At 35.4% G+C, this 12,195-nt stretch carries 13 protein-coding genes; 5 read left to right on the top strand and 8 right to left on the bottom strand.

Going from position 1 to position 12,195, the window contains the following annotated elements; translation table 11 throughout:
• The first annotated feature begins 104 nt into the window (after positions 1 to 104).
• On the top strand, positions 105 to 491 hold the full coding sequence (locus FHT21_RS02860; RefSeq protein ID WP_167293273.1) for a hypothetical protein: 387 nt from the start codon (positions 105 to 107) through the stop codon (positions 489 to 491).
• 93 nt (positions 492 to 584) lie between these two features.
• On the opposite strand, the gene FHT21_RS02855 is transcribed toward FHT21_RS02860, so the two are convergent.
• The 3 genes from FHT21_RS02855 to FHT21_RS02845 form a co-directional block, all read right to left on the bottom strand.
• Complete coding sequence (locus FHT21_RS02855) at positions 585 to 758, bottom strand: DUF6496 domain-containing protein (RefSeq protein WP_167293272.1); 174 nt, start codon at positions 756 to 758, stop codon at positions 585 to 587.
• Between the two features lie 269 nt (positions 759 to 1,027).
• Positions 1,028 to 2,182, bottom strand: a complete 1,155-nt coding sequence (locus FHT21_RS02850; protein ID WP_167293271.1) for an acyl-CoA dehydrogenase — start codon at positions 2,180 to 2,182, stop codon at positions 1,028 to 1,030.
• 840 nt (positions 2,183 to 3,022) lie between these two features.
• Complete coding sequence (locus tag FHT21_RS02845) at positions 3,023 to 3,922, bottom strand: helix-hairpin-helix domain-containing protein (RefSeq protein WP_167293270.1); 900 nt, start codon at positions 3,920 to 3,922, stop codon at positions 3,023 to 3,025.
• Positions 3,923 to 4,017: 95 nt separating this feature from the next.
• On the opposite strand from FHT21_RS02845, the gene FHT21_RS02840 reads away from it, so the two are divergent.
• The 3 genes from FHT21_RS02840 to FHT21_RS02830 all read left to right on the top strand — a co-directional run bounded on the left by FHT21_RS02840 (position 4,018) and on the right by FHT21_RS02830 (position 7,713).
• Positions 4,018 to 5,769 (top strand): GNAT family N-acyltransferase, encoded by a 1,752-nt coding sequence (locus FHT21_RS02840; protein ID WP_167293269.1) that lies wholly within the window; start codon positions 4,018 to 4,020, stop codon positions 5,767 to 5,769.
• Positions 5,770 to 6,106: 337 nt separating this feature from the next.
• Positions 6,107 to 7,303, top strand: coding sequence for a hypothetical protein (locus tag FHT21_RS02835; RefSeq protein ID WP_243853843.1), 1,197 nt, complete (start codon positions 6,107 to 6,109; stop codon positions 7,301 to 7,303).
• Positions 7,304 to 7,437: 134 nt separating this feature from the next.
• Positions 7,438 to 7,713: a hypothetical protein gene (locus FHT21_RS02830; RefSeq protein WP_167293268.1), complete on the top strand. Its 276-nt coding sequence runs from the start codon at positions 7,438 to 7,440 to the stop codon at positions 7,711 to 7,713.
• Here FHT21_RS02830 and FHT21_RS02825 read toward each other — a convergent pair.
• Entirely contained in the window at positions 7,710 to 7,862 is a 153-nt protein-coding gene (locus tag FHT21_RS02825; protein WP_167293267.1) for a hypothetical protein, read from the bottom strand. The two genes, FHT21_RS02830 and FHT21_RS02825, sit on opposite strands and share 4 nt — an antisense overlap.
• Positions 7,863 to 8,011: 149 nt before the next feature.
• Here FHT21_RS02825 and FHT21_RS02820 point away from each other — a divergent pair, with 149 nt between their 5' ends.
• Positions 8,012 to 8,317, top strand: a complete 306-nt coding sequence (locus tag FHT21_RS02820; RefSeq protein WP_167293266.1) for a hypothetical protein — start codon at positions 8,012 to 8,014, stop codon at positions 8,315 to 8,317.
• Positions 8,318 to 8,667: 350 nt separating this feature from the next.
• On the opposite strand, the gene FHT21_RS02815 is transcribed toward FHT21_RS02820, so the two are convergent.
• The 4 genes from FHT21_RS02815 to FHT21_RS02800 form a co-directional block, all read right to left on the bottom strand.
• Complete coding sequence (locus FHT21_RS02815) at positions 8,668 to 8,952, bottom strand: hypothetical protein (RefSeq protein WP_167293265.1); 285 nt, start codon at positions 8,950 to 8,952, stop codon at positions 8,668 to 8,670.
• A 138-nt stretch (positions 8,953 to 9,090) separates the two neighbouring features.
• On the bottom strand, positions 9,091 to 10,266 hold the full coding sequence (locus FHT21_RS02810; protein ID WP_167293264.1) for a hypothetical protein: 1,176 nt from the start codon (positions 10,264 to 10,266) through the stop codon (positions 9,091 to 9,093).
• Position 10,267: 1 nt separating this feature from the next.
• Entirely contained in the window at positions 10,268 to 10,576 is a 309-nt protein-coding gene (locus FHT21_RS02805; protein ID WP_167293263.1) for a hypothetical protein, read from the bottom strand.
• 177 nt (positions 10,577 to 10,753) lie between these two features.
• Positions 10,754 to 12,118: a hypothetical protein gene (locus FHT21_RS02800; RefSeq protein WP_167293262.1), complete on the bottom strand. Its 1,365-nt coding sequence runs from the start codon at positions 12,116 to 12,118 to the stop codon at positions 10,754 to 10,756.
• Positions 12,119 to 12,195: the final 77 nt, after the last annotated feature.

The following is a 12,195-nucleotide window of genomic DNA, read 5'->3' as shown; positions in this document are numbered from 1 at the left end:
CACAAAAAAAACAGTATTAAATCAGCAAAAATACGCTTGCATTTTTTTAGTCGAGATGGTTAGTATATTCTATTCTTTTCTTACTTTTAATTCAAAAAATTAAAATGACAACAGGCAAAAAAGTAGGCTCAATTATCGCAGTCATAGTCGTTATTTTACTCGTAGCAATTTGCTATTATCGTTATTTCTTTGTTTTTGGCGAAGGCGTAAAAGCCGGCGAATTAAATTATGTAGTGAAAAAGGGCTACATATTTAAAACCTACGAAGGGAAATTGATCCAGAGCGGAATAAAATCTAGACAAACAGGAACGCTACAGAACAACGAATTCGAATTTTCTATCGCTAATCAGGAAATTGCTGAAAAAATGATGGCCAATAGTGGCAAATTTTTCGAATTACACTACAAAGAATATAAACACACCCTGCCATGGCGTGGATTTAGTGTTTATGTTGTGGATAGCATTTTAACCACGAAAGATATAACGCAATAAGGCAAATGGTTTAGGGTTTAGGGTTTAGGGTTTAGGGGGAATTATTATTCTGAAGATTAGTTTTAAAATCCTACACCATAAACTTTTCACCTTCTAATCTTTTTTAGGCACCTTCGCCCCTTCTTTCCTGGCTTCAGATAATCCGATAGCAATAGCCTGCTTTTTGGAAGTCACTTTTTTACCTGATCCGCTTTTAAGCTTACCTTCTTTCATCTCATGCATGGTTTTTTCTACTTTCTCACCTGCTTTTTCTGAATACTTTGCCATTTTCTTTATTTATTAATTATTAGTTCAATATTTCAAGAATGGTTAATTCGGTTAATTGTTTAACTGCTCCAAACGCCTACCGCTAAGCGCCAAACAACTTTAGTCTTTAGTAAAAACATAGTTTTAATCAGCTTGGTTTTGAAAATTTTAAAACAAAAAAAATCCGGAGGCGGTTAAACCGTCCGGATTACTCATAATATATTTGGTTTTTAATAAGGTTGAGGCTTAGAGTGTAAAGTTTAAGGTGATCGACATTAAGCCTAAGCCCTCTACCTCGACAATACTTCTCTGGCAATTACAATTTTTTGTATTTCTGATGTTCCCTCTCCTATTGTACATAACTTACTATCCCGATAAAATTTCTCAACCGGAAAGTCTTTAGTATAACCATAACCACCAAATATCTGAACGGCATCTGTAGCTACCCTTACCGAAACTTCTGAGGCAAAATATTTCGCCATTGCCGATTCTTTTGTCATAGGCAAATGCCTGTTCTTTAAATCTGCCGCCTGCCTGATCAATAACTCTGCTGCTTCAATCTCTGTAGCCATATCAGCGAGTTTGAAACTAATGGCCTGGAAGCTGGAGATTGGCTGACCAAACTGCTGGCGTTGTTTCGAATAGGCAACAGCAGCATCAAAAGCACCTTTTGCAATCCCTAAGGCCAATGCAGCAATAGAAATTCTTCCGCCGTCTAAAACCTTCATGGCCTGTTTAAAGCCTTCGCCAACATTGCCCAACAAATTAGCTTTTGGTACGCGACAATTATCAAAAATCATTTCTGTGGTTTCTGATGCCCGCATGCCCAGTTTATTTTCTTTTTTCCCAGCGGTAAAACCAGGTGTACCACGTTCTACCACAATGGCCGAAATCCCTTTCGAGCTCCCCTGCTCCCCTGTTCTTACCATAACAACCGCAATATCGCTGCTTTTGCCATGGGTAATCCAATTTTTTGCCCCATTAATAATGTAATCGTCGCCATCTTCAACCGCAGTGGTCATCATTCTTAAGGCATCCGAACCTGTATTGGCTTCGGTTAATCCCCAGGCACCAATCCACTCGGCTGTTGCGAGCTTCGGCAGCCACTTTTGTTTCTGTTCTTCATTGGCAAATGCCAGAATATGGCCAGTACATAAAGAATTGTGTGCAGCTAATGATAAACCGATTGAACCACAAACCCGGGCTACTTCTACAATTATATCAACATACTCCTGATAGCCCAGTCCGGAGCCACCATATTCTTCGGGAACTAAAACGCCCATTAAACCTAGTTCCCCGAGCTGTTTAAACAATTCAACAGGAAAATACTGTGCCTCATCCCATTCCATTATATGTGGACGAATGTTTTTCTCTGCAAAATCGCGGACCATGGCCTTTACACTCTGCTGAGTTTCTGTTTCTGAAAAATCGAAGCTTACGCTCATTAAATTTATATTTTGTAGTTAGTTATGGCAATTATAAACAATTATTTGATAGTTAGTTACCATTAAATATTTGTGCAATTACAGAATGAAATGGTATTCGGTTCAATAAGTTTATCGGTTAATTTTAAAGCTTGAAATTAACGCAGAAAGTTTTTATTATTTATTTTACAACTTTAACCGAATATTTTAGAAAATAAGTTTCAATTGAATAAGGACAAAATATTAACAGCTTAAAATCTTTAAATACGGTTTGCTTTTTTAGGAAAGCAAGCTCGAAGCGTTTAGGATAATGCAGTCCCACTGTACGCTTTACTTCGTGCACGCTTCCATTGGGTTTAGGTGGCACGGCCAGTAATCAGATTTGGGGTTGCAGGGCGCAGAAACAACATGCCTTTAATTGGTGTAAAGGGTTGCAGTACTATCCTGCGTATCTAAACCTGATCGCAGCGAACACGGAGTACAATGGAGTAAAGCGAAGAGCAGGGAGAAATTTCCCTATGGAATACAGGTTTTGCTTTCCAAAACAATGGAATCTTTAATACGGTTTGTTTTTTAGGAAAGCTAGCCGGAAGCATTTGGCATTATTCAGCCCCACTGTCCGCTTTACTTGGTGTCGCTCCCATTAGGTTTAGGTGGCGCGGCCGGTAATAAGATTTGGGGTTGCAAGGTACAGAAACAACGTGCCTTTAAATTATTTGCAAAAGCTTGCAGCACACTGTCCTGCGTATCTAAACCTGATCGCAGCGAACACGGAGTGCAACGGAGTAAAGCGAAGAGCAGGAAGAAACTTTCCTATGGAATACGGGTTTTGCTTTCCAAAACCAAAAATAAATATTGCTTCTAAAAAGAAATATAAGGCGTAATTTTATCGATTACCTGCTGGTTTAAGCGCACAATCTTTTTCAGATCGGCTATGCCTGAATAATTGCCATGCTGCTTGCGGTATTGAATAATGGCATTGATCTGTTTGAAAGAAAGATATGGATTACGCTTTAAATCGTTAAAAGTTGCTGTGTTTATATTTATTGTTTTTAACGGGATATTACTGATTTCAATCTGATCTTTGATTTCTGCATATTTATTAGAGTCTAAACCATAAACTTCAAGAAGTTGTTCTTTTTTGTAAAAACCGCCTAAACGTTCACGGTATTTAATAATTCTGAGCGCAAAAGTTCCGCCAATGCCTTTAATCTCATCCAATTGTGTCGAGTCTGCCTGATTAATATCAACAATTACTGAAGCTTTTTTAGCATATTCCTTTTTTTCAAAAGGCATATACTTTTTGGAGGCATTGATGGGCTGATCGGGTATGTTGGCATAAGGCAGTATCTTTTTATACATTTCTGGCGAAATAGTATACATTTTCTGAAGATCTTCTGGTTTGTAAAATTTACCGCCTTTAGCGGTATAATTTATAATAGATTGCGCCTGTTTTGCTGATAGCCCTAAAGTTTGCCAACCTTCTACATCTAAAGTGTTGGGATTGAATTTGAAAAGTTTAACCGTTTTTTCAGGATTTGTATTTTCAATCCGATCCCGAATAGTATTGGCATATACCTGATCGGTAATGTTTATTCTCTGAATTTGTGCTAAAAGATTGGGATCATCTTTCAAATTTGGCTGATAATAACCATATATAACTGGTGTAGCCCTAATTACAATAATAATAGAGACTAGAACCAATAGCCCGTTGAATTCACTTTTGCTAACACCAAAATTTTTGTTGAACCAAATTCTCATTGATGCGATATGACATGTGGATTATAAATATAAATCTTATTTTTGGGATTGCAAAACAGAATAGGTTTTGCCTATCAACAATCTAAGAATTTTATATGAAGATCATAACTACATCTGAGTTTGCGAAAGCAACAAAGATAGATAAGCTAGGTGTACCAGGTTTAGCAGGTTTGATGATGGAGATCATGAAACTGAACGACATCAACGACGTATTCGCTCAAAATCAACACTTTAAAGGCTTAGAATTTGTAGACAAGATATTAGAAACCATTGGTGTTTCTATAGAATTTGATGATGATGATTTAAACAGTATTCCCAAAACAGGCCCTTTTATTGCCATTGCAAATCACCCTTATGGTGGTGTAGAAGGTTTGGCTTTAGTTAAACTTTTATGCACGGTTAGACCTGATGCCAAGGTAATGGTAAATTTCATTTTGAAAAAAATACCAAATCTTGATGAATTTTTTGTTGCCGTAAATCCTTTCGAAAATGTGCAGCATTCTTCAAGCATCAGTGGATTAAAAACTACTTTTGATTTGCTTAGAAATGGAACACCAATTGGTATTTTCCCTGCAGGTGAGGTTTCTACCTTTAAATTAGATGCTCAACAGGTAACCGATAGGATGTGGCACCCTGTTGTTGGAAAACTGATTGCAAAAGCAAAAGTACCTGTTGTACCTATTTATTTCCATGGTAATAACGGTGTTTTCTTTAACATTTTAAGCTTCATACACCCTACACTACGAACAGCAAAGCTACCTTCAGAGTTTTTAAATAAACACGGGCGAACCATTAAGGTACGGATTGGCAAACCAATAGCCGTGTCTGAAATTTCGCATATGAACAGCAGCAATAAACTGATGGACTTTTTAAGAGCCCGTACATATGCGCTTGGTGTTGGTTTAGATACAGAGAAAAAACTCTTTAACCCATTAAACTTATTTAAGATCAAAAAGAAACCTGTTGAGGTAATTGAAGAAACTTCGAGACTTTTAATTAAAAATGAGGTGGCGGTTCTGGAAGATTTCAGGGTTTGGACAGAGAAAAATTACGAAGTATACATTGTTCCGACTTTAAAAATCCCGAATATTTTAAGAGAAATTGGCCGTTTGCGTGAAATTACTTTCCGTGAGGTTGGTGAAGGCACCAACAAAAAAATCGATCTCGACAATTACGACATCTACTATAACCACTTGTTTATATGGGATAAAGATTTAGAAAATATTGTGGGGGCTTACCGGATTGGTAAAGGAGATGAAATTTTAGAAAGCATGGGCCGCCGTGGCTTCTACCTGTCAGAACTGTTTAAAATGAAAGATCAGTTCTACCCGATGTTAAGGCAGGGGATCGAGCTCGGCAGATCATGGATCAGAAAAGAATACCAGGGTAAACCGCTTCCATTGTTTTTGCTTTGGAAAGGCATTTTAAAATACCTGATCGATAATCCTCAGTACCGTTATATGTTCGGACCGGTGAGCATTAGCAACAATTTTTCTAAATTTAGCAAAGCTTTAATAGTTGATTACATTACCAAAAACCATTTCGATTATGAAATGGCGAAATATGTTAAACCCCGAAATAAATTCAAAGCCGATTTACTGCCTATTGCTACCGATACCCTGGTTGATAGCAGCGAATCGTTTAAAGATTTAGATAGTATTATTGGCGATATTGAAAATTCACACATTAAAATCCCTGTATTACTAAGGCAGTATATGAACTTAAATGCAAAGATCATTTCTTTTAATATCGATCCTAAGTTTTCTGATTGTTTAGATGGTTTCTTAGTGGTTGATACGCATAATATCCCACCAGAAATGCTCGAAAAGCTCGGCAAGAATCTATAAATAAAAGCAAAAAAAACCCAGACATCCATCTGGGTTTTTTATTATCAACTAACCTAAACTTTATAAATACTAACCAAATATTTATGTCACAAAAGTAGAGCCACTATGTTAAATTGGTATTACTGAAATGTTATTTATAGAATTTATTAATGTAATGGAAGGAAATTTCTAACACCATAATTTTCTATGATGAAACAATTTTAACCTCCGCGAATCGGCCTTAATATTAACATTAGGTTAAGCACTGCAAAAATTGTTCACATAAAGAAATTGTTGCTTTTATATTAATAATAAGTAAATTTAATATAACCAAATATAGCGCGGTTTGAAAAGAGGGATGTACACATATATTTTAAGGACCATTTTGTTCGTTTGCCTGATGATGAATACCGTCATCTCGAAGGGACAGAATTATTCTTTCGATTTTTATGATGGGACCTTTAATTTTAGTGTCGATTCTTCAGTCGTTTTTCCTATACCCAAAACCGCAACAACACCAGCTGTTTCAAACTTTTACTATCGTATCTCATCTGGCAATTACACACCACTTATTTCGTCTTTAGAGAAATACCAGAAAAAATATAATCTAAACGACTGGATTTATTATCAATTAATCCGCAAAACAGCTGAACAGATTAGCCCAAAAGCAGATAATTATTTCGCCTATACCTTATACAAATGGTTTTTACTAAGTAAATGTGGTTACGATGCAAGGTTAGCGGTAGGCAATGATCAGGTAATCTTTTATGTGAGAAATGAAGAGGATATCAGCGACATTCCGTTTTTTACGGTTGACGGTAAAAAATTTATGTGCTTAAATTACCACGATTATGGCAAACTGTTTAAACAGGCCGATGCTTACAAACCCGTCAAAATTATAATACCAGAAGCTAAAAATCCATTTTCTTATAAGGTAACGAGAATGCCCGATTTCAAACCGGAAAGTTATCAGGAAAAAGATATCGAATTTAGTTACCGTCAGAAAATCCATCATTTTAAGCTAAAAGTTAATAAAGATGTGCAAACCATTTTCAAAAACTATCCGGTAGTAGATTTTGAGAGTTATTTTAACATTCCTTTGAGCAGGGAAACATACAGCTCTCTTATTCCCACCTTAAAAGAAAACCTGAAACACATGGATCAGAAAAAAGGTGTTGATTACCTGATGAGGTTTACCCGTTATGGCTTTTTATATGAAGATGACGGTGAAAATTTCGGGATGGAAAAACGTTTCTCCCCAGAACAGACATTATTAAGTACCTACAGCGATTGCGATGACCGGGCTGCATTATTTTTTTACCTGGTAAAAGAAATATATAACCTGCCGATGATTGCCCTGCTTTACCCTAAACATTTAACAATTGCCGTACAGTTTGATAAACCAATCGGAGAACCAGTTACTTATAAAGGCAAGAAATATTCTTATTGTGAGCCTACCCCTCAGGCTCAGAATCTAAAAATCGGACAACTTTCTTCAAATTTCAAGAACAGTAAATACGAAGTGGTTTATGCCTATGAGCCTGCTAAGAAATAGTCATTTCAAATTCAATAGAAAAACACACGTTAATTTAATGTTAAAAAATCATTATCTTATCAATAACAAGTTGATTCATGAGCTATTTAAGTTAATTTAGATTTCTTATATTGAGTTTATCTAAAACCTTGTTTATGTCTGCCCTTATCTATACCGTTTTAAAAGAATTTTTTGTTGAGGTAAACGGCCACGCCATAAAGGCTAGAATTATGTCGCCCATTAATGATAGCAAAGTTTTCGTTTTCAAAATCAGTTCATTTTACAAAAGTAAAACTGATGCTGATGCCCATGAACCAGCATCTACATTTACCTCTTATGCAAATGCTGAGCGGCATTTACTTCAATATCTGGAAGGTTTCCAGAATACGTTAGATCTAGGTGGCGACATTGCCCCAGGAAATACTTTTTAAAGGTTTTCTTTATCGTCTTTCTCAGGTGGAAGTTCTGACTGGATTACCTCTTCTTCAAATTCCTTTTTGTCTTTTTGATTTCTTTTGATAAGATAAACGATTAAAATGGTAACTAAAATAATTACTCCGATTAATACTGGATAGTTCATATTCGTTGGATTAAAACCTAATCTATCTGATTTAAACTAAGTTATAGGAAATATTTTATATGTTAAGCACCAAACATTTTGTTAACATAATCATAATATTAATTTAACTTCCTGTTTTTTTATCTTTGAAAAAATCCCATAAGTTCTAGATGAAAAAGAATAAATCCAAGTCGAAAAATCATTCGACAAGCAAAAAATTACGTAAAGAATTAGAATCGAAATTAGCCCTTGCATTTAACGAATTGGTTATCCAATACGGCAAAGCCAAAAAAACAGATAAAGTAATCGAGAAGTTTGCCAAGCAATTAACTAAAAAAGTTACTTTCGCTACTCAAGATAATTCTATAACGCCATATATTAAAGAAGAAGAAACACCAATTATTGCACCAAAAGCAAAAACAGTAAAACCTGTTGCCGCAAAGAAGGCAGTAAAAAAAGAGCCAGTTACCGAGTAAATTAAAATTTAGTTAACCGCATACAGTAATAGAATAGATCGCTTTTAGCGCGTAACCAGTTTTAAACAAATAAGCAGGATAATTTTCTAATGGAAATTACCCTGCTTTTTTTTGCAACAGATTTATTTTGATCAGCTGGTACTTAATTAAAAGTAACGGTTTGTCTTGCCCACTCTCCTATACACTCTAAAAAAAAAGCGCAAAATTCCTTTACCTCTTCTTTACCCTTTGTTTACCTTTTATTTACCCTTTCTGTACACCAAGTTAACCCCAGGGTTACCCCAGGCTTACCTTTTCTTTACCCTGGCGTTACCTAATTTATTACCTAAAGGGTAAAGGATTGGCGAATATTAGCTATAGCTAAGGTTACCTTGGGGATAACTTGGTAATACTAAGTGGTAATCAACTTTAATTGGCTTAACTATTTTTATGAATGTGATGGGTTGTAAACCATTACCAGGCGTAACCAAAATTGCATAACGAATGCGAATATTATTAAGATTTGTAGCACTATAGTAGCCTGTTTCGATACCATAATCCTGAAGATGCTGAACTTTAAAGGAAATAATCCTCGCAGTTTTTACATCCGAGTTACTACCATAAGCATAGATTTCTTCTCCATAACTCTCTAGCAATGGAAAATCTAGACTATTCCTATTTAATATACAAAAAAGCGCAGAGAAACTAAGGTTCTCTGCGCTTTTTCAACTCAACTATTAAGAGGACTTTTTCAGTACTCGCAATTAACTTTGGGCCTTTTTAACCACTTTGAGTTAATCATACCACCAATTGAATACTTCAGAATACCCAAATTCAGACGGATTTTCTTTCGATGTTATTTTGTATTGATAAAAACTTGTACTAGTTCTCGGAATTACATTATCATCTGACTGATAATAAAATGCACCTGTATTAGGAGTCGATTCTGATAATCTTTTGAAAAAGTTACCATTGCTATCATATAAATCTACAATAACATTAGATGCATTTATTCTTCCAGAAAACCAAAAGGCATAAAGTCCATTGTACGAGCCAGAACTATCTGGTCTGAAAATCCAATTTGCATTTGTATAAGAAGAAGGAAAATTTCCATTCCATAATGGCAAATGGTCATTTAGAAAACGAAATGTTCCGCTTTTACCATACTGATCACCAACAGAGTTCTCTATTTTTATATAATAGCTATTAAAATAAAAGCCTAAGTTGAGTGATGAGAAGTTAAAAGAATAACTTCCATTATTTGTGATTTTAATTTTGGTTATAGCAACCGTTGAGGTTGTGCTAAAAAGTGTAACAAACACCTCAGGAGTATTTAGTTTAGTTTGATCCCATTTTAAATCAAGTTTTTCCTCAGGAAGTTTAATCCCAATAGGATTATTTTCAAATGGCAATGGAAACGGCTGATTGATGTAAGTTAAATTTCTGACAGCTGGATAAGTTACAAGACCATTTATTTCTACTGGCGAAGGAGGTGTAGTAGGTACAACATAAATCCCATAGCGAGTGGAAGAATAACTTACCCGATTAATATTCTGATTATCTACAAACTCGAACTTAACCAATATTTTTCCATATTGCTTATTCGCTGGCAGTGATGCATCTAAATCAGCTAAAATTACCTGACTTGAATTATAGTCGGACGATGTTATGTTTTTTGTAAATAAAAGCAGGCTTGTTGGGTCATCTGGAATATTTGAATCGCTACTTTGATTTTCTGTGTAATATAGCTTAATTGTACAATTACCAGAAACAAAGCCTCCTCCAGAATTAATTCCCCTAGTTACAGAGACAAGAAACTTAAAAGGAGTTGCAGAATTTATATTTGCTACTTTGAGAGATGTTCCTTGTAAATAATTCTGTCCAATTTGAAATGACTGTAATATTACCTGAGCATACGAAGTTGTAGCTATTATCATAATAGCTAACAAAATGAATATCTGTTTTTTCATATTATTTCTCGTATGTGGCTTTATATTCATTTGCAGCATCGTACTCAGATTGAACATCTGCTAAACTTTTATGATACCAACCATACACAACAAATTCTTTGGTCTTTTCATTGTATACAATTTGATCCTTTGGCGCAGTGGTAGTTATAGAAATAAACTGTAGTAGTTTTGAAAACTCAATTTCTGATACTTCCGTTGTTTTAGTAACGGGTTCGATTTTGATTTCATCTTTTTTACAACCCATTAGGGAGGAGATTGATAAAACTACAACTATTGTAATTTTAAGAACATAGGTATTTAGATTTTTCATAACTAAAAATACCTACAATGGATTAAATGAAAATTAACTAAATATTAAGTTGCAAACTAAATGATGCTATTTTTGATAATTTTAAATACATCAATGTAATGCATATGAATGCAGTATAAAAAAAGGCCTGCGTCATAAAGAATGACACAGGCCTTTTTAAAATATTTTAACTATATTCTAGTAAACTTTAGCACCTGGGTTAAAGTTTGTCCAACCAGTTGTCCAGTTATCAGTTGCACTAAAAGCACCTCTGTAAGTCACAGTCGTGAAGAATGAAGAGCCATCTGGGCTTATCCATGTTCCAGCTAAAGCAGCAGAACCAGCATTAGGAATTAAGTCTGGAGCTGTAGCGGTTAATGGAGCTTTTAAACCTGCATCCGTAACAGCAGCTAAAGTTACATTACCTTCTGTTTCTGCCTTTGTTTTGATTGCAGCCGATGTAATTACACCTTGTGCACCGGCATCAAAAGATTGATATGGATTAGCTACTGCATGCACTAAATTATTTTTAAAAGTAGCAGCTCCAGAAACATAGTCTGCTGCAGTATAAGAAGATTCTAAAGAGAATCCAGCAGCTTTATACCCTAATAAAACAGAATTGTTCAAAATGAATCTAGTTCCTCTCCTAAAACGTGCAGCAAAGTTATTGGTAGATCCTGGGTTATCATTTCCATTTGTACCAACGAAGGTAAAATTAGATAAAATTGGCTTTGTAATAGGTCCTGAAGGACCAGCAGCTGGCACTGTTGACTCGTTATCACATTCTATACCATTACTTTGATCGCCCGCATCAAAAAAACCAGATAATTTATAGCTTACAGCAAACTGAATTTTACCAGAATAGCCAAAGTCGAAATCAAAATCATCGTCAGATGTACCGTAAGCAATTAAATATTTTCCGTTAACAGTTCCACCAAAGAATTCAAAAGCATCATCTTTTGCATAAGATACTTGAATGTGATCTAATGTTGTTCCGTTACCTACTGCATAAAAGCTAAGTGCGTTTACCTCACTGTTAGAACTAAACGCAGTACCGGCATATTCTACACGTACATACTTTAGAGTACCCGAGTTGTCATTAGCTACAGTGCCTAAACCAAAAGTTCCTGTCACACCACCCTCAACATTAGATGTTGAAGTTCTATTGGTTGGTGCATTACCAATGATTGTAATACCTGACCAATCACCTGGATTTCTATCTCCAGCTGCTCTACCGGATGTAAAAACAATAGGCTTATCGATAGTACCTACCGCTTCAATTCTAGCTCCTTTATCAATTACAAGAGCGCCTTTAGAAGATAAATCACCTTTGATAACCGTTCCAGCTTCAACAGTAAGAACCGCACCGCTTTGTACGTGAGTCTCACCTTTCAATATCCACACTCTATCTGCAGTAAGCGTTTTATTTGCGGTTATATTACTTGGGATTGTTTCTGGCGCAGCCGGCTCCTCTACTATCGGGTCGCCATCGTTTTTCTTACAAGCAGACATTGTTACAGCTAAAATTGATAACGATGCCAATAATACTTTAAAATTTTTCATGTTCAAATTTTGTTTAAGCAAATTAACCTGGATACTTTTAACACAAAGCAAAACACAGATTAAGTTATTGTTAATTA

This window comes from Pedobacter sp. SG908 (assembly GCF_011759615.1).
GTDB lineage: Bacteria > Bacteroidota > Bacteroidia > Sphingobacteriales > Sphingobacteriaceae > Pedobacter > Pedobacter riviphilus.
The sequence above is the reverse complement of the archived record's forward strand: the minus strand, read 5'-3'. Positions and strand labels throughout refer to the sequence as shown.

Bases quoted from the DNA above. Each gene is read 5' to 3' on its own strand.
- FHT21_RS02860 (WP_167293273.1), top strand. From the start codon at position 105: ATGACAACAGGCAAAAAAGTAGGCTCAATTATCGCAGTCATAGTCGTT.
- FHT21_RS02855 (WP_167293272.1), bottom strand. From the start codon at position 758: ATGGCAAAGTATTCAGAAAAAGCAGGTGAGAAAGTAGAAAAAACCATG.
- FHT21_RS02850 (WP_167293271.1), bottom strand. From the start codon at position 2,182: ATGAGCGTAAGCTTCGATTTTTCAGAAACAGAAACTCAGCAGAGTGTA.
- FHT21_RS02845 (WP_167293270.1), bottom strand. From the start codon at position 3,922: ATGAGAATTTGGTTCAACAAAAATTTTGGTGTTAGCAAAAGTGAATTC.
- FHT21_RS02840 (WP_167293269.1), top strand. From the start codon at position 4,018: ATGAAGATCATAACTACATCTGAGTTTGCGAAAGCAACAAAGATAGAT.
- FHT21_RS02835 (WP_243853843.1), top strand. From the start codon at position 6,107: ATGTACACATATATTTTAAGGACCATTTTGTTCGTTTGCCTGATGATG.
- FHT21_RS02830 (WP_167293268.1), top strand. From the start codon at position 7,438: ATGTCTGCCCTTATCTATACCGTTTTAAAAGAATTTTTTGTTGAGGTA.
- FHT21_RS02825 (WP_167293267.1), bottom strand. From the start codon at position 7,862: ATGAACTATCCAGTATTAATCGGAGTAATTATTTTAGTTACCATTTTA.
- FHT21_RS02820 (WP_167293266.1), top strand. From the start codon at position 8,012: ATGAAAAAGAATAAATCCAAGTCGAAAAATCATTCGACAAGCAAAAAA.
- FHT21_RS02810 (WP_167293264.1), bottom strand. From the start codon at position 10,266: ATGAAAAAACAGATATTCATTTTGTTAGCTATTATGATAATAGCTACA.
- FHT21_RS02805 (WP_167293263.1), bottom strand. From the start codon at position 10,576: ATGAAAAATCTAAATACCTATGTTCTTAAAATTACAATAGTTGTAGTT.
- FHT21_RS02800 (WP_167293262.1), bottom strand. From the start codon at position 12,118: ATGAAAAATTTTAAAGTATTATTGGCATCGTTATCAATTTTAGCTGTA.